General features: G+C 70.4%; 13 protein-coding genes. 4 read left to right on the forward strand and 9 right to left on the reverse strand.

The genetic code is table 11. The features are described 5' to 3' along the window. Window positions 1–294 precede the first annotated feature (294 nt). On the reverse strand, window positions 295–1,869 hold the full coding sequence (locus AB0E02_RS33310; RefSeq protein WP_362146510.1) for an MDR family MFS transporter: 1,575 nt from the start codon (window positions 1,867–1,869) through the stop codon (window positions 295–297). A gap of 187 nt (window positions 1,870–2,056) precedes the next feature. On the opposite strand from AB0E02_RS33310, the gene AB0E02_RS33315 reads away from it, so the two are divergent. Then, entirely contained in the window at window positions 2,057–2,671 is a 615-nt protein-coding gene (locus AB0E02_RS33315; protein ID WP_351535509.1) for a helix-turn-helix domain-containing protein, read from the forward strand. Here the strand turns inward: AB0E02_RS33315 and AB0E02_RS33320 are convergent. Next, window positions 2,653–3,351 (reverse strand): M23 family metallopeptidase, encoded by a 699-nt coding sequence (locus AB0E02_RS33320; RefSeq protein WP_362146514.1) that lies wholly within the window; start codon window positions 3,349–3,351, stop codon window positions 2,653–2,655. The two genes, AB0E02_RS33315 and AB0E02_RS33320, sit on opposite strands and share 19 nt — an antisense overlap. 731 nt (window positions 3,352–4,082) lie before the next feature. On the opposite strand from AB0E02_RS33320, the gene AB0E02_RS33325 reads away from it, so the two are divergent. Continuing rightward, entirely contained in the window at window positions 4,083–7,319 is a 3,237-nt protein-coding gene (locus tag AB0E02_RS33325; RefSeq protein ID WP_362146517.1) for an NACHT domain-containing protein, read from the forward strand. Window positions 7,320–7,382: 63 nt separating this feature from the next. Then, entirely contained in the window at window positions 7,383–10,016 is a 2,634-nt protein-coding gene (locus AB0E02_RS33330; RefSeq protein WP_362146520.1) for an NACHT domain-containing protein, read from the forward strand. Between the two features lie 308 nt (window positions 10,017–10,324). Here AB0E02_RS33330 and AB0E02_RS33335 read toward each other — a convergent pair whose 3' ends face one another. Next, window positions 10,325–12,850, reverse strand: a complete 2,526-nt coding sequence (locus AB0E02_RS33335) for an ATP-dependent Clp protease ATP-binding subunit (protein ID WP_030416763.1) — start codon at window positions 12,848–12,850, stop codon at window positions 10,325–10,327. A gap of 609 nt (window positions 12,851–13,459) precedes the next feature. Between AB0E02_RS33335 and AB0E02_RS33340 the strand changes: the two genes are divergently transcribed. Beyond that, window positions 13,460–14,074, forward strand: coding sequence for an SCO3374 family protein (locus AB0E02_RS33340; protein WP_362146584.1), 615 nt, complete (start codon window positions 13,460–13,462; stop codon window positions 14,072–14,074). Here AB0E02_RS33340 and AB0E02_RS33345 read toward each other — a convergent pair. The 6 genes from AB0E02_RS33345 to AB0E02_RS33370 form a co-directional block, all read right to left on the reverse strand. Further along, on the reverse strand, window positions 14,005–14,340 hold the full coding sequence (locus tag AB0E02_RS33345) for an Lsr2 family protein (protein ID WP_362146586.1): 336 nt from the start codon (window positions 14,338–14,340) through the stop codon (window positions 14,005–14,007). The two genes, AB0E02_RS33340 and AB0E02_RS33345, sit on opposite strands and share 70 nt — an antisense overlap. A 156-nt stretch (window positions 14,341–14,496) precedes the next feature. Then, window positions 14,497–15,015 carry an amino-acid N-acetyltransferase gene (locus AB0E02_RS33350; protein ID WP_362146524.1) on the reverse strand — a complete coding sequence of 173 codons (519 nt, stop codon included), beginning with the start codon at window positions 15,013–15,015 and terminating at the stop codon, window positions 14,497–14,499. 9 nt (window positions 15,016–15,024) lie between these two features. After that, window positions 15,025–15,585 carry a BlaI/MecI/CopY family transcriptional regulator gene (locus AB0E02_RS33355; protein WP_362146527.1) on the reverse strand — a complete coding sequence of 187 codons (561 nt, stop codon included), beginning with the start codon at window positions 15,583–15,585 and terminating at the stop codon, window positions 15,025–15,027. Between the two features lie 142 nt (window positions 15,586–15,727). Beyond that, window positions 15,728–15,943 (reverse strand): hypothetical protein, encoded by a 216-nt coding sequence (locus AB0E02_RS33360; protein WP_362146530.1) that lies wholly within the window; start codon window positions 15,941–15,943, stop codon window positions 15,728–15,730. A 61-nt stretch (window positions 15,944–16,004) separates the two neighbouring features. Beyond that, window positions 16,005–16,622: a hypothetical protein gene (locus AB0E02_RS33365; protein WP_030416768.1), complete on the reverse strand. Its 618-nt coding sequence runs from the start codon at window positions 16,620–16,622 to the stop codon at window positions 16,005–16,007. 151 nt (window positions 16,623–16,773) lie between these two features. Then, on the reverse strand, window positions 16,774–17,571 hold the full coding sequence (locus AB0E02_RS33370) for a type III pantothenate kinase (RefSeq protein ID WP_030416769.1): 798 nt from the start codon (window positions 17,569–17,571) through the stop codon (window positions 16,774–16,776). Between the last annotated feature and the right edge of the window lies 1 nt (window position 17,572).

Raw genomic sequence — 17,572 nt, forward strand, 5'->3', positions numbered from 1 at the left:
ACCTACTTCCAACCCCTCACGGGGTGGGGAGGGGCCGGTGGGGCCGGTGTTTGGGACGTAAAGCGACAGCAGTCCCAAACACCGGCCCCGGAGGTCCGTCACCGCACCCACACACACCCAGCCCGCCGCAGGCGCAACGGCGAACAACACCCGCGGCGCAGCAGACAGGTACGTGCGGGCGCCGCAAAGCGCAACGGCGAGCAAGCCCCGCGGCGGGACAGACGGGTACGTGCGCGGCGCCGCAAAGCGCAACGGCGAGACGCCCCGCGACGCCGCAGACGGCTACGTACGGCGTCAGACAGCCGCCGGCACCCGCTCCTCCGGGCTGGGGGCCGCCTTGGGTGCGGCCCCACCCCGCAGGGGGACCTCCTTGAGGAACCATGCGGCCGCGAAGCCGATGATGCTGACCAGGGCGCCCCAGAGGAAGACCTGGTGGGTGCCGTTCGCCACCGCGTGTGCGTACGCGTCCTTGATCATGGGCGGGAGCTGGGCCATGCGCTTGGGGTCCATCTGGGCGCCGCCGCCGGTCATCTTGGCGCCGGCGGCCTTGCCGAGCCGTTCGACCATCGTGGACTGCACCTGGTTGGTGAAGATCGCGCCGAGGATCGCGACGCCGAAGGAGCCGCCGATGGTGCGGAAGAGGGTGGCGGAGGAGGAGCCGACGCCCATGTCCTTCAGCTCGACGCTGTTCTGGGCGATCAGCATCGTGGTCTGCATCAGGAAGCCCATGCCGGCGCCGAGCACGGCCATGTAGAGGCCCGAGGTGAAGCGGCTGGTGCCGGTGTCCATGAGGGACAGCACGGCCAGGCCCGCGGTGATCAGACCGCCGCCGACCACGACGAAGACCTTGTACTTGCCGGTCTGGGTGGTGACCCGGCCGGCGAACAGCGAGACGACCATCATCGCCAGCAGCATCGGCAGCAGCAGCAGGCCGGAGTTGGTGGCCGAGGCGCCCTGCACGGTCTGCTGGAACAGCGGCAGGAAGGTCATCGACCCGAACATCACGAAGCCGACGAGGAAGCCGATCACGGTGACGAGCGAGAAGTTGCCGTTGCGGAAGATGTGCAGCGGCAGCACCGGCTCGGCGACCTTGCGCTCGACCAGGACGAACGCGATCAGGGCGAGGACACCGAAGACGCCGAGGCCGACGATCTGCGTCGACAGCCAGTCGTACTCGGTGCCGCCCCAGGTGGTGATCAGGACGAGGGCGGTGATGCCGAGGGTGAGCAGTGCGGAACCGACGTAGTCGATGCGGGCCTTGGAGCGCTTCTTCGGCAGGTGCAGCACCGCGGTGATCATGGCCAGGGCTATCGCGCCGAGCGGGAGGTTGATGTAGAAGCTCCAGCGCCAGCCGAGGTGGTCGGTGAGGGTGCCGCCGACCAGCGGGCCGCCGATCATGGCGACGGCCATCACGCCGGCCATCATGCCCTGGTACTTGCCGCGTTCGCGCGGCGGGACCAGGTCGCCGAGGATCGCCATGACGCCGACCATCAGGCCGCCCGCACCGAGTCCCTGGACCGCGCGGAAGCCGATGAGCTGGCCCATGTCCTGGGCCATGCCGGACAGTGCGGAGCCGACCAGGAAGAGCACGATGGAGGTCAGGAAGACGCCCTTGCGGCCGTACATGTCGCCGAGCTTGCCCCAGATCGGGGTCGAGGCGGCGGTCGCGAGCGTGTAGGCGGTGACGACCCAGGACAGGTGCTCCAGCCCGCCCAGTTCACCGACGATGGTCGGCATCGCGGTGCCGACGATCATGTTGTCCAGCATCGCGAGGAGCATCGCGATCATCAGCGCGAAGACCACCATCCGCACGCTCGAAGGCTTTTTGCCCTGCGGTGCGTCCGGGGGATTCGCCCCGGTCGCGGTCATTCGTCCGTCCCCCGTCGGGGTCGCAGGCTGCGACTTCCCCATCACTCACTCTCTCCTACTTACTTGCCGCCCGGCTAGTTCAGTACAGTGAGGAAGGTAGGCCGCTAACTAGCCGGGCGTCAAGTAAGTTTCTTTGGCCCGGTCCTGGGCACGCCTCCCACCAGCACCGACGACGCAGGAGAGCACCATGAGCACCGGGCAGACGCGCCGTGGGAACACCCGCCAGCGCATTCAGGACGTCGCTCTGGAACTGTTCTCCGAGCACGGCTACGAGAAGACCTCGCTCCGGGAGATCGCGGAGAAGCTGGAGGTCACCAAGGCGGCGCTGTACTACCACTTCAAGACCAAGGAAGACATCGTCATCAGCCTGTTCCAGGACCTGGCCAGGCCGTGCGACGAGCTGATCGCCTGGGCGGAGGGGCAGCCGCGGACGCTGGAGACGAAGCTTGAGGTGATCCGCCGCTACAACGAGGCTCTGCGTTCGGCCGAGCCGCTGTTCCGCTTCATGCAGGAGAACCAGGCCGCGGTGCGCGATCTGAGCATCGGCGAGACCTTCAAGGCGCGCATGCTGACCCTTTTCGGCCTCCTGAAGGAGGACGATGCGGAGCTGACGGATCAGGTGCGCTGCATCACGGCGCTGTTCTCCATGCACGCGGGCATGTTCGCGATGCAGCACGTCGAAGGCGACCCCGAGGAGAAGCGCAGGGCCATCCTCGAGGTCGCCACAGAACTGGTCACGGCGGCAAACCCGCCGAACCGCCGGCCAGCCCGGCCGGATTCAGCTCAGACGGCGTCGCCGTGAGCCCGCAGGAATCCGGTCGGCTCGATGCCCGACCCGTAGTTGGGGCCGGTGCGGACTTCGAAGTGCAGGTGGGGGCCGGTCGAGTTGCCGGTGCTGCCGGACAGGCCGATCTGCTGGCCGGCGCCGACCTGCTGGCCGACGTGGACCTGGATCGCTGACAGGTGCGCGTACTGGGTGTACACCCCGTTGGCGTGCTGGATCACGATGGCGTTGCCGTAGGCCGGGCCGTCGCCGCCGCCCCAGGGGCCGGCCTTGATGACGGTGCCCTGGTGGACGGCCTTGACCGCGGTGCCGCTCGGCACGACGAAGTCCTGGCCGCTGTGCTTGTGCGCCCAGTGGCTGCCGGGGATGCCGAAGGGCTCACCCAGCGTGTACTTGTCGACCGGCTTGACCCAGGCGTCGGCCTTCTTGGCCGCGTCCTTCTCGGCCTTGGCCGCGGCGGCCTTGGCGCTGGTGGCGGCCTTGGCCTGGGCGTCGGCCTGCGCGCTGACGGTCGAGCCGACGTGCGAGGTGAGGCCCAGCAGACCACCGTCGGCGGCGGAGGCGGCACCGGCGCCGAGCGCGACGGTCACACCGACACCGGCGGCCACCACGGCGGCCCGGCGGCGCAGCAGGGACGTCGCGGTCTTCTGGGTACCGGCGGAGTTCTTGGAATGGCGAATGGCGGCGAACTTCGACATGCGGGTTTTTTCCTTCCGGAATTCGATCAGGAAGATCTGCGAGATCGGAATGGATCAGGGAGATCAGGGATTTCGCGAGTCCGGCTGCGGCCCGGAAGCGCCATTCCTTGGTAACCGGTCCGGGCCGCCCCGCCAAGAGCCCCTGCTACTAGGCAGGCCCGTACGAAAGACGTCGGGAAAGAGCCTCTTGCATTCCGCCCGGGCCTTTGCATGACCCGTACGAATCACCGCATTCCGGACAGCAGGGCCGCCGCCAAAACTGCGGCTGATCAGGGCTTTTACCCATACGTTGCCCAGGTGGTGGTCCCGCTCGGGCCGCCACCCCCGCCGCACCCCGCTCCACCCCCGGAAAAGCCCTGCCTCCCCACCCGCCCTTTCTTCTAATTCCGCTAGTAGGCCCAAATCCGGCTGTGCGCCATGTCACCACCGGCCCGGCTTTTCTGTGACCTGGGTTACCCGGGCGATGTGACCTGGATTACCGGAAGGCTGTGACCCGCATTACTCGCGGGCGCTGATCCGGTTATTGCGGAGGGATTGTCCGGGGCCGCGGGATGGCGAATTCCGTGACCGCCGCCACACCGTCCCGGCTAGCCTGGCCCCACGACATCACCGGCCACATCACGGTCACGGACCACCGGCCGCGGACCCCCGGTCACGGACCACCGGCAGCGGATCACCGGTCACGGACCACCGGTCGCGGATCACCGGCCAAGGGGGAGGCGGCGCACACGATGGACCCGTCAGCAGTGGTTGTCCGGCTCGCGTCCGGCGCGGTGGCCCCGCTCGTCCGGAAGCTCTTCGTCAAGGAGGGGCCGGGCGCCGGCCTCGTCCCGGCCCCCGTACGGATCTCCGCCCTGGTCTCCTTCACCGGCGAGCAGCGCACCCTCACCCGCAAGGACCTGCACAAACTCGCCGCGGAGCTGGTGCAGCGGGCGTTACGCAGCTGCGGCCCCGGCGAACGGCCGGTCCCCGCGGACGAGGAGCGGGCCGTGGCCGACGCGCTCGCCGACACCCTGCACGCCCTCGGTGACCTCGACATGGACGACGTACAGGCCGTCCGTCTCGGCGCCGGTGCCCTCGCCGGCCGCCTGCTCGCCGCGGCTCCGTCCGCCGCCCGCGGCCTGTCCCGGGACGCCGAGCTGCTGCACCGCGCCCTGCTCGACACCGCCTGCCTGCACATCGTGCACTTCTTCAGCCGGCGCTCGGCCTTCGTCGCCCGCACCCTCGTCCAGCAGAGCCGCAGCCTGGACGGCCTGATCACCACCATGGACGCGTTCCTCGAACGGCATCCGTCCCCGCGGGCGGCGGACCTCGCCTTCGAGCGCAGCTATCTCACCTACGTGGCGCGCAAACACAGCCGGCTCACCATCTACGGCATCGACCTGACCCACTCCCCGGACCGGTGGCCGCTCGACGCCGCGTACATGAGCCTCGCGGCGACGCCGGCCGCCGGGCGCGGACCGGAGACCACCGCCCCGTGGGAGGAGGACGGCGCCCACCCGGCCGGCGCCCCGGCGCCCCTGCCCGCCGACCAGGCCCTGGCCGGCCGCGACCGGGTGCTGCTGCGCGGTGTGGCCGGCTCCGGCAAGAGCACCCTCGTGCAGTGGCTGGCCGTCTCCTGCACCAAGGCCCCCGGCGAGACGCCCCTCCCCCACCTCTACGGCCGGATCCCGTTCGTCCTGCCGCTGCGCACCCTCACCCGTAACGGTGCGCCGCTGCCCACCCCGGACCGCTTCCTGACGGCCGTCGGCTGCCCGCTGTCCGGCGCCCGGCCCGACGGCTGGACCGACCGGGTCCTGGCCTCCGGGCGGGGCCTGCTTCTCGTCGACGGGCTGGACGAGATCCCGGACCACGAGCGCGACCGGGCCCGGCGCTGGCTGCGCGATCTGCTCGACGCGTTCCCGGAGAACCTGTGGCTGGTCACCACCCGGCCCTCCGCGGTGCGCGACGACTGGCTCGCCTCCGACGGCTTCGACGAGCTGACGCTGGCGCCGCTGCGCCGCGCCGAGGTCACCGCGTTCATCGGCCGCTGGCACGACGCGGCCCGCCGCGGCGCCGAGGACCCCGCCCGCCTCGACGCGTACGAGCAGTCGCTGCTGGCCGCCGTCCACACCAAGCAGGACCTCGCCCGGCTCGCCACCAACCCCCTCATGTGCGGGCTGATCTGCGCCCTGCACCGCGACCGGCGCGGCTATCTGCCCACCGGCCGCAAGGAGCTGTACGACGCGGCGCTGGTCATGCTGCTCTCCCGCCGCGACCGCGAACGCGACATGGCCGCCCCCACGGGCATCGAGCTCAACGACGAGCCGCAGATCCAGCTGCTGCAGCGGCTGGCGTACTGGCTGATCCGCAACGGCCGGACGGAGCTGGACCGGGACCGGGCCGAGCGGATCGTCGCCGAGGCGCTGCCGGCGGTGCCGGCGGCCGCCCGGCAGGGGGACGCGGCGGCCGTGCTGCGCCATCTGCTGCTGCGCAGCGGGCTGTTGCGCGAGCCGGTGGCCGGTTCGGTGCAGTTCGTCCATCGCACGTTCCAGGACTACCTCGGCGCGAAGGCGGCCGTCGAGGACGGTGACATCGGGTTGCTGGTGGCGCATGCGGAGGACGTCCAGTGGGAGGACGTGATCCGGATGGCGGTGGCGCACGCCCGGCCGCGCGAACGGGCCGAGCTGCTACGGGAGTTGCTCGTCCCCGGAGACGCCGCCGACGACGCGGCGACCCGGCTGCGGGTCCATCTGCTCGCCCTGGCCTGCCTGGAGCACGCGACGGAGCTCGACCCGGCCGTACGGGAGGAGGTGAACGCGCGGGCGCGGGCGATCCTGCCGCCGCGCAGCCGGGAGGAATCACGGCTGCTGGCCTCGGTGGGGCCGCTGGTGGTGGAGCTGCTGCCGGGACCGGAGGGGCTGGAGGACGACGAGGCGCAGGAGGTGGTGGCGACGGCGGCGCTGGTCGGGTCGGATGCGGCGTTCGAGGTGATCAAGCGGTTCCGGGGCCACGCGGCGGTTGGGGCCCGGCACCAACTCGCCACGTCCTGGGAGGCGTTCGACACCGAGCGTTATGCCCGGGACGTCCTCCGGCACCTCGACGAGGAGGTGACGATCACCGCCGGGTCGATCGAGCAGCTGCGCACACTCAAGGCGCTCGGGGGGCGACGACGCATCGTGGTGAACGGCTCGTTCACCGCCCGCCAGCTCCTCGACGAGCTGGTCCACGAGCCCCTCAGAAGCCTGGCGATCGAGGCGAATCCGGAGATCACCGACCTGAGCTTCCTCCACGCGTTCCCGCACCTGGAGTGGCTCTCGCTGTGGGGCTGCCCCGCGGTCGAGAGCCTCACCCCGCTCGCGGACCTCGGCCTTCGTACGCTGAACCTCGCCGCGCCGCCGGGGCAGGACCTGGCGACCCCTCCCGGGCTCGACGCGCTGACCGGCCTCACCACGCTGGGCGTCTTCACCCGGCTGCCGGACGGCACCGCGGCGCTGCCCGCGGGCGCCCCGTTGGCCCATCTGTCACTGGGCCAACCCCTCGGTGCCGAGCTCGCCGGCCTGGCACGCTGGCCCGGTCTGGGCACCCTGTCCCTCCCGCGGCTCACGGACGCCTTCGGCGAGGCCCAATGGGTCGAGCTGGCCTCGTTGGAGGAACTGCACTGGCTGTCCGTGGGCGTGGCATCCGACGGGGTGTCGCTGCACCTCCCGGCAGGCGTGCGGCTCCCCCAGGTCACGACCCTCAACCTGGTCAATCCGGCACAGGTCTCCGCTCCCCGGCTGAGCGCGCTGCTGGCAACGCTGCTGCCGGCCTTCCCCCGCCTCCGCAATCTCCACCTCTACGGCACGCTCGGCACCCCGATCGCCCTTCCCCCCTTGACCGGCCTGTCCGAACTGCAGGAAGTCGGTCTCTTCGACCTCCGCCCCGACCCCGCCCCCGACCTCCCGCCCGGCGTCGAACTCACCCTCCGTCCCCGCCCCCGCGCCTAGGCTGGCCGGACCGCACCACAGGCACTCAACCCCCCTGCCCGGTACCGCAGTTACGGGAAATCCATGGATCCCATGAGCCTCGCCGCACGTCTCGCCCCGCACACCGTCGATCCCCTCGTCCGCAAGCTGTTCCGCACCGACGGGCCGGTCACCGAGCTGGTCGGCCGGCCCGTTCCGATCGCGCTGCTGGTGTCGTTCGCCGGTGAGAAGCCGGAGTTGAGCGGGGCCGGGCTGGACGACCTCGCCGTGTCCCTCGTCGAGCAGGCGACCGGTGGCGCGGACCCGGGCCTGGCCGCCGCGCTGGCCCGTACGCTGCGGGCGCTGGCCGGGACCGGGATGGACGACGTCGACGCGGCGCGGCTGCTGCCCGCGGAGTTCGCCCGCCGGCTGTGCGCGCAGGTGCCCGGCGCCGCCCGCCGGCTCGCGGGGGACCGTGCGCGGCTGTACGGGCTGCTGGTGGACGTGGTGGCCCGGCACGTCCTGTACTTCCTCACCCGGCGCTCGCCGTACGTGGCCCACGCCCTTCCCGAGCAGACCCGTACGCTCGCCGAGCTGATCCACGGGCCGGGCGCCGCGGCCACCGCCGCACCGCCGGGCCGCGCCCCCGCCGAGGCCGTCGACGAACCCACCGTGGACGAGGCCGCTTTCGAGGAGGGCACCTTCGACGAGGACGCCTTGAAGGAGGACGCCTTGAGGGAGGCCGCCTTCGAGGAGGAGTACGCGCGGCGCACCGCTGCTCTCCACAACCACCTCACCATCTACGGCATCGACCTCGCGCACTCCCCGGACAGCTGGCCGCTGGACGCCGCCTATCTGGGGCTGCAGTGTGAGCCGGGGTCCCCGGAGGACGAGCCGCCGCTGCCGGCCGAGCGGGCGCTGGCCGGGCACGGTCGGGTGCTGGTGCGCGGGGTGGCCGGGTCCGGCAAGACGACGCTGCTGCAGTGGCTGACCGTCGCCACGGCCCGCGACGAGCTGCCGGACGCGCTGGCGGAGCTGCGCGGCCGGGTGCCGTTCCTGTTGCCGGTGCGCCGTTTCGCGCGGGCGGGACTGCCCGATCCGGAGACGTTCCTGGACGCCGTCGGCCATCAGGACGCGGACCGGGCGCCGGCCGGGTGGACGGAGCGGGTGCTGGCCGAGGGGCGGGCGCTGCTGCTGGTCGACGGGGTCGACGAGGCGCCGGAGGAGGAGCGGGAGCAGCTGCGCCGCAAGCTCGGCGAGTGGGCCGGCCGCTACCCGGGCAACGTCTGGATCGTCACCTCCCGGCCGTCCGCGGTGCCCGGCAACTGGCTGGCCGCCGAGGGCTTCGCGGAGGTGGCGCTGGCGCCGATGAGCCGGGAGGACGTCGCCGCGTTCATCCAGCGCTGGCACCGGGCGGCGGCCCAGCAGCGCCCGGCCGACCTCGACCGGCTCGCCGATTACGAGCGGACGCTGCTCAACGCGGTGCGGATCACCCGCGATCTGGGGCGGCTGGCGACCAATCCGCTGATGTGCGGGCTGCTGTGCGCCCTCCACCGCGACCGGCGCGGTTATCTGCCGCACGGCCGCAAGGAGCTCTACGACGCGGCGCTGTCGATGCTGCTGGAGCGGCGGGACCGGGAGCGGGCGATGGGGGCGCCCGACGGGGTGGAGCTGACCCGGCAGCCGAAGATCCAGCTGTTGCAGAAGCTGGCCCACTGGATGCTGGTCCACGGCCGTTCGGAGATGGACCGGGCGACGGCGGTGGCGACGCTGGCGGAGCATCTGCCGGCCGTTCCGGACGCCGCGCGGCAGGGCGGGCCGGAGGAGGTGTTCCGGCATCTGCTCAATCGGACCGGGCTGCTGCGCGAGCCGACGCCCGGCACCGTGGACTTCGTGCACCGCACGTTCCAGGACTATCTGTCCGCGCGGGCGGTGGTGCAGCGGCACGATTTCACGCTGCTGCTGGAGCACGCGCACCACGACGCGTGGGAGGACGTGATCCGGATGGCGGTGGCGCTGGCCCGGCCGGACGAGTGCGCGGCGCTGCTGGACGGGCTGCTGGCCCCGCACCCGGGTGTGCGGGCCGCGGAGGCCCGGCACCGCAAGCTGCTGGCGGCGGCCTGTCTGGAGCACGCCGCGGAGCTGGATCCGGCGGTCCGGGCGCGGGTGCAGCGCTTCACGCGGGACATGGTGCGCCCGGGTACGCCGTCGGCGGCGCGGGCGCTGGGCTGGATCGGGCCGATCGTGCTGGAGATGCTGCCGGATCCCACGGACGTCCCGGACCGGGAGGCGGTGCTGCTGGCGATCACCGCCACCTCGATCGCGGACGACATGGCGATCGACTATCTGGCGGGGCTGCGCGACCGGGCGCACCACGACATCCGGGCGCAGCTCGCCGGGGCGTGGCGGCGTTACGACACGGCCCGCTACGCCCGCGAGATCATCGCCCACCTCGATCCGGCCGAGCTGTATTTCCCGGTGTCCGGCCCGGAGGAACTTCAGGCGCTGCGCCGGCTGGGCGGCCGTCCGCATCTGCGGATCGCCGGGCCCTTCACGCCGGACCAGCTGGTCGAGGGCATCGCGCCGGCCGGGGGGCTGACCCGGCTGTGGCTCGCGTACGACCTCGGCGTTTCGATGGAGTGGCTGTCCGCCTTTCCGAATCTGGACACGCTGCGGATCGGCCGCCGTATTCCGCCGGTGCAGGGGGTTCCGGACGGAATTCGTGTGGTGCGGCGGTAATCACCGGAGCTAATCGTTCCGGAAGCCCGCGGAAGCACCACGGAAGTGCTGCGGAAGTGGCGCGGAAGTGCTGGGGAAGTGCTGGGGGAAGTGCCGGAACAATGGCTCTGCCGCGTCGGGTGTCTCATCCGTATCTACTGCATCGTGCGTATCCGCGGTATACCGCGCACCCGTATGCGGCGGATACACAAACGAAAACGGAACTGCCCGGAATCGTTTCGTACGATTCCGGGCAGTTCCGGTGCACCTGCTCCGATTTATTCGGTTGGGGCGCTATGGCCGCTTTGCGCGGTGAGGCGCGTTTCCGCTCAGGCGTCCTTGCTCAGGTTGGGACCCGAACCGCCGGTGGCGGACTCGATCGGCGGGGCGTCCGGCAGGGCGGACTTCTCCTCGCCGCGGAAGGTGAACTTGGCGCTGTCACCCTCACCCTCGGTGTCGACGACCACGATGTGACCCGGACGCAGCTCGCTGAAGAGGATCTTCTCCGAGAGGGCGTCCTCGATCTCGCGCTGGATCGTGCGGCGCAGCGGACGGGCGCCGAGCACCGGGTCGTACCCGCGCTTGGCCAGCAGCGACTTGGCGGTGCCGCTGAGCTCGATGCCCATGTCGCGGTCCTTCAGCCGCTCGTCCACCTTGGCGATCATGAGGTCGACGATCTGGATGATGTCGTCCTCGGTCAGCTGGTGGAAGACGACGGTGTCGTCGACCCGGTTGAGGAACTCGGGGCGGAAGTGCTGCTTGAGCTCTTCGTTGACCTTGTTCTTCATCCGCTCGTAGCTGGACTTGGTGTCGCCCTGGGCCGCGAAGCCGAGGTTGAAGCCCTTGGAGATGTCCCGGGTGCCGAGGTTCGTCGTCATGATGATGACGGTGTTCTTGAAGTCCACGACCCGGCCCTGGGAGTCGGTCAGGCGACCGTCCTCCAGGATCTGCAGCAGCGAGTTGAAGATGTCCGGGTGGGCCTTCTCGACCTCGTCGAAGAGCACCACGGAGAACGGCTTGCGGCGCACCTTCTCGGTGAGCTGCCCGCCCTCTTCGTAGCCGACGTAGCCGGGGGGCGAACCGAACAGCCGGGAGACCGTGTGCTTCTCGCTGAACTCCGACATGTCGAGGGAGATCAGCGCGTCCTCGTCGCCGAACAGGAACTCCGCCAGCGTCTTGGACAGCTCGGTCTTACCGACACCGGACGGGCCGGCGAAGATGAACGAGCCACCGGGACGCTTGGGGTCCTTCAGGCCGGCACGGGTACGCCGGATGGCCTGGGAGAGCGCCTTGATGGCGTCCTTCTGGCCGATGACGCGCTTGTGGAGCTCGTCCTCCATGCGGAGCAGACGCGAGGACTCCTCCTCGGTGAGCTTGAAGACCGGGATGCCGGTGGCCGTGGCCAGGACCTCGGCGATCAGCTCCTCGTCCACCTCGGCGACGACGTCCATGTCGCCGGCCTTCCACTCCTTCTCCCGCTTCGCCTTCGCGGACAGGAGCTGCTTCTCCTTGTCGCGCAGGCCCGCGGCCATCTCGAAGTCCTGCGAGTCGATCGCGGACTCCTTCTCCCGGCGCACGTCGGCGATCTTCTCGTCGAACTCGCGCAGGTCCGGCGGCGCGGTCATCCGGCGGATCCGCATCCGGGAGCCGGCCTCGTCGATCAGGTCGATCGCCTTGTCCGGCAGGAAGCGGTCGGAGATGTAGCGGTCGGCCAGGGTCGCCGCGGCGACCAGCGCGGAGTCCGTGATGGACACGCGGTGGTGCGCCTCGTAGCGGTCCCGCAGGCCCTTGAGGATCTCGATCGTGTGCGGCAGCGACGGCTCCGCGACCTGGATGGGCTGGAAGCGGCGCTCCAGGGCCGCGTCCTTCTCCAGGTGCTTGCGGTACTCGTCGAGCGTGGTGGCACCGATGGTCTGCAGCTCGCCCCGGGCCAGCATGGGCTTGAGGATGCTGGCGGCGTCGATCGCGCCCTCGGCGGCGCCCGCACCCACGAGGGTGTGGAGCTCGTCGATGAACAGGATGATGTCGCCGCGGGTGCGGATCTCCTTGAGGACCTTCTTCAGGCGCTCCTCGAAGTCACCGCGGTAGCGGGAGCCGGCGACCAGGGCGCCGAGGTCGAGGGTGTAGAGGTGCTTGTCCTTGAGGGTCTCGGGCACCTCGCCCTTGACGATGGCCTGGGCCAGGCCCTCGACGACCGCCGTCTTGCCGACGCCGGGCTCGCCGATGAGGACCGGGTTGTTCTTCGTACGGCGCGACAGCACCTGCATGACGCGCTCGATTTCCTTCTCGCGCCCGATGACCGGGTCGAGCTTGGTCTCGCGAGCGGCCTGCGTGAGGTTGCGGCCGAACTGGTCCAGGACGAGGGAGGTCGAGGGCGTGCCCTCGGCGGGGCCGCCGGCCGTGGCGGCTTCCTTGCCCTGGTAGCCGGAGAGCAGCTGGATGACCTGCTGCCGCACCCGGTTGAGATCGGCGCCCAGCTTCACGAGGACCTGGGCGGCGACGCCCTCGCCCTCGCGGATCAGGCCGAGCAGGATGTGCTCGGTGCCGATGTAGTTGTGGCCGAGCTGGAGGGCCTCGCGGAGCGACAGCTCCAGGACCTTCTTGGCACGGGGGGTGAAGGGAATGTGCCCGGACGGGGCCTGCTGGCCCTGACCGATGATCTCCTCCACCTGCTGACGGACCGCCTCAAGCGAAATGCCGAGGCTCTCCAGGGCCTTTGCGGCGACACCTTCACCCTCGTGGATCAGGCCCAGGAGGATGTGCTCGGTGCCGATGTAGTTGTGGTTGAGCATCCGGGCTTCTTCCTGAGCCAGGACGACAACCCGCCGCGCGCGGTCGGTGAACCTCTCGAACATCGTTAATCGCTCCTCAGAGCGGTCAGGCAGTTAGGGGTCGGTCCCCTCCCTGTCCTTCCGCATGCTAGTCCCGCGGGGCGGGACAGCTCATTCCAACTGCCGACACCCGTCCGGATCACCCCCGCTCCGGCGGGGAAATTTACTGCCGAACAGCTGACATCTGCTCCAACTCGATGGTGCGAGACGATGTTCCCGCAGGCCAGGCATATACGCCCTCCGCCACTACGCCCGTGGCGAACGCGCCCTTCCCCGACACGCCGCCCGCATCCCGCCGAAAGCCGGGCCGAGGCGCTTCGTGCGCCGGTCACACCGTCTCTTCCCACTGAGACTGTCTTACCCGCTGCCTCTGACACTCCATGCGGCGCGGGCCGCTTCCATCCGCTACGGGCGAACATCCGCACGCCGCCGGAAGCCTCACCGAGCCCCTTACGCGAGCACGGTACGTATGCAGGTCCGCACTCACCGTAACTTCCGTGGTTGCGGGCAGTTGCACCGGTCATGCCCCGCGTGCTCCCGCGCCCCCGCACCGCCCACGGCCCCCACGAGGGCTCCGGTCCGCAGGACCCCTCGGGCCCGCTCTCCGCCCTCCGTCGCCGTTACGAGGACGGCATGGGATGGCCGACGGCACCTACGGAGCCGCTGGAGCTGCTGACCGGGGTGCGATTCGACGTGCTGGAGATGCCGGCCGGCGCCGGGAGTGCGGTGCTGCGGCGGTGGCCGCTGCTGGGCCCGGTGGCGCTGCTGCGGCCGGGAGGCGACGCGAACCGTCCGGGTAACCGGCCGAAATTGCTCGTTCTCGTCGCGCCGGGCGGCGCCGAGGAACTTCCGGGAATCCTGGAATGGCTGGAGTGGGGCGCACTCGCCGGGGATCTCACGGCGCGGGGGGCCGGCGGCAGGATGCCCGCACCGGCGTTCCCCTTCGACCCCTCATCACCTGCTGCATTCGGTTCGTGGGAGGCCGCGGTATGGGTGCGACCTCCCCGGACCGGGCACGAGGCGGAGAATTCCCTGCCCGCCACGGGCTTCGGGACAGGAATCGGGGACGGTGGAGGCGTCCCCGACCTCGTACGGCTTGTGAGCGCGGCGGCGACGGAGTGCCACCGTGCCCGGTTGTTGCGTGCTCGTAATGCCCAATCGGACCGCGTGTGCGGCGATCAGGCGTTGGCCTTCTCGAATGCCTCGCGAATGTCGGCGGGGACACGGCCGCGGTCATTGACGTTGTAGCCGTTCTCCTTCGCCCAAGCGCGGATCTTCGCGGTGTCCTGACTGCCGGCGGAAGCCGCCACACGCGCCTTGCCACGACCGCCGGAACGTCCACCGGTACGACGGCCGGCCTTCACGAAGTCCGCGAGCGACTCACGCAGCTTCTCGGCGTTGCTGTCGGAGAGGTCGATCTCGTAGGCCTTACCGTCGAGCGCGAACGTCACGGTCTCGTGGGCTTCGCCGCCGTCGAGGTCGTCGACAAGAAGAACCTGAACCTTCTGTGCCACCGGTTTCCCTTTCATCGAATGCGGATTACGACGGAAAGCAAACCGCTTTTCCGGGAAAAACACAAACCCTTGGGTAGGGTTCACTTGCCCGCAGACCGGGGAACGCATGCTTCCGTAGCCATGAGATAGGGGAGCGATTCGGACATAGAACACTCATCACAGGTGCAGAAGCATCCGGCTGTTACCCAGGGTGTTGGGCTTCACTCGTTCGAGGCCGAGGAACTCGGCAACGCCCTCGTCATAGGAACGCAGCAGCTCGCTGTAGACATCACCGTCTACCGGGGCCTCGCCGATCTCGACGAAGCCGTGCTTGCCGAAGAAGTCGACTTCGAAGGTGAGACAGAAAATGCGCCGCACTCCGAGCCGGCGCGCGGTGGCCAGCAGCTTCTCCAGCACCTGATGGCCCACGCCGGCGCCCTTGAGCTGCGGATCCACCGCCAGGGTGCGCACTTCGGCCAGGTCTTCCCACATCACGTGGAGTGCGCCGCAGCCGACGACCTCGGCGTCTTCGTCGCGCTCGGCGACCCAGAACTCCTGGATGTCCTCGTAAAGCGTGACGGTGGCTTTGTCGAGCAGGATCCCGTCGCGGGAGTAGGCGTCGATGAGACGGCGTACGGCGGGGACATCGCCGGTCCTGGCGCGGCGGACGGTGAGGCCTTTTGAATGCGCGGGCATGCCGGGACGCTATCGCCCCTTGCCGCCGGCGTTCGCCCCGGGTTCTCGCCCTTCGCCGGCTCCGGGTTCGCCGGCCGCTTCCGGTGCGGCGGGCGTGCGGTCTTCTTCCACCGGGCCGGTCTGTTCCGCCCGTTCGCCTTGTCCGGTGGCTTCTCCGGTGCCTTCGGTGCCTTCGGTGCCTTCGGTGTCTTCCGGGTCTTCCGCCGGCTCGTCGACCTGCACCATCCGTACGGCATCGCGCAGAGCCTGCCGTTGTTCCGGCGACATCATGCCGAAGAAGGCCACAAGTGCGGCGGCGGGGTTGTCACTGGCGGACCACGCTTCGTTCATCAGTGCGGCGGCGTAGGCGGCGCGGGTGGAGACCGCCTCATATCGATAGGCGCGGCCTTCTGCTTCGCGGCGCACCCAGCCCTTCTGATGGAGGTTGTCCAATACGGTCATGACCGTGGTGTAGGCGATCGACCGTTCCTTCTGGAGATCTTCCAGGACTTCTCGAACGGTGACCGGGCGGTTCCACTCCCAGACCCGCGTCATCACCGCGTCTTCCAGATCACCCAAGCGTCTCGGCACACAAGAACAATAGTGGGAGATGTCCAGAATGCCCGTTGATCTCGTTGCGTTTGGAGGAGGGAAAGCCGGAAAAGGAGGCGGCCCGGGACACTCGGTCCCGGGCCGTGGAGGCGTGCGGGCCGCCGGTGCGGCGGCCGGCGGATCAGGCGCCGTGCGCGGTGGACTTCGGCGCCGGGGAAACCGAGGTTCCCGAGGCTACCGGCGCCCCCGACGACTCGGTCCGGGCCAGCGCCGCGTCCACGGCGGCGTCCTCCTTGGACTTGTTCGCACCGCCCTGGCTCTTGATCATCGTCACGATCAGGCAGGTGAAAGCCACCGCCATCACGACGGGCGGGAGCAGGGCTGCGACGTAATCCATGGCGTATGGCCTCCTTATAGGGCGTAAGCCGCCGAGGGTACGCAGCCAGGGTACGCAGCACTCAGGCGGTGCGGCTCTCCGGGGGCGGGGCGGGCTTGCGGCGGGGCGGGAAGACCTCGCCGGGCGTGGGGATGGGCCGGTCCGGGCGGGGGCCCTTGGGCCGCGGCTCGCGCTGCGGCTGCGGGGGCCGCTTGGGTTCGGGCTCCCGCGCGGGTTCCTGTTCGCGGCCGTTGCGGGCCCCTGAGCGGCCGCCTGGCAGCGCGCGGAGCCGCACCCGTACGGATTGTTCGGCCAGTTGCTCGCAGTGGCGCAGCAGGGCGCTGCGGCGTGCGAGTTCGGCCCCGCCGGCGCAGCGGGTGCGCAGCGAGCGCAGTGCGGCGAGGTCGTCGGGGCCGGGCACGTGCCCGGCGGCCAGTGCCTCCTTCAGCTGCGCGAGGTAGCCGGCGGCGGAGCCGGGCAGGGCGTCGCGGTAGCGGGCGAGGTCGGCCAGCAGGAAGGTGCGCAGCCGGCCGCCTTCGCGGACCGCCTCGTCGACCGCCTCGGCCAGCCGGAGGTATTCCTGGATGTCCCGGTCGCGCTCCGGCCCGGGGGTGCCGGGCGGGGCGGCGGAGGACGTCGTGGTCAGGGCATGGGCGAGGGCGCGACGGAGCACACGCAACTCATCGGCGCTGAACGCCATGCCGCCGCGGGTTCCGTTTGGCATTGGCATGTGGCGACTTTACGACCGATTCCGACAAAACCGGCTTAATTCGTGAATGGTGGCGCGGCAGAAACCGACAGAACCGGTACGGCGGACGCGGGCGGACCTCCCGCGCCGGGCCGTCCCCCTCCTAGGACCGGGCGACGTTCCGCTCGTAGACCAGGCGCAGCCCGATGAGGGTGAGCCAGGGCTCGTGCGCGTCGATCACCGAGGATTCGCCGAGGACCATGGGCGCGAGGCCGCCGGTGGCGATCACGGTCACCTCGTCGGGGTCGTCGGCCAGCTCCCGCGCCATCCGGTGGACCACGCCGTCGACCTGGCCGGCGAAGCCGTAGAGGATGCCGGACTGCATCGCCTCGACGGTGTTCTTGCCGATCACGCTGCGCGGCCGGGCCAGTTCGATCTTGCGGAGCTGGGCGCCCTTGACGCCCAGCGCGTCCACGGAGATCTCGATGCCCGGCGCGATGACCCCGCCGACGTATTCGCCGCGCGCACTGACCGCGTCGAACGTGGTGGCCGTGCCGAAGTCGACGACCACCGCGGGGCCGCCGTAGAGCTCCACCGCGGCCAGGGCGTTGATGATCCGGTCGGCGCCGACCTCCTTGGGGTTGTCCATGAGGATCGGCACGCCGGTCTTGACGCCCGGCTCGACCAGGACGGCGGGCACGTCGCCGTAGTAGCGGCGGGTGACCTCGCGCAGCTCGTGGAGGACGGAGGGCACCGTGGAGCAGATGGCGATGCCCTCGATGCCGTCGCCCAGGTCGTCGCCGAGCAGCGGGTGCATGCCCATCAGGCCCTGGAGCAGGACGGCGAGTTCGTCGGCGGTGCGGCGGGCGTCGGTGGAGATCCGCCAGTGCTCGACGATCTCCTCACCGTCGAAGAGCCCGAGGACGGTGTGGGTGTTGCCCACGTCAATGGTCAGCAGCATG

Source organism: Streptomyces sp. NPDC048196 (genome assembly GCF_040652715.1).
Lineage (GTDB): Bacteria > Actinomycetota > Actinomycetes > Streptomycetales > Streptomycetaceae > Streptomyces > Streptomyces siderophoricus.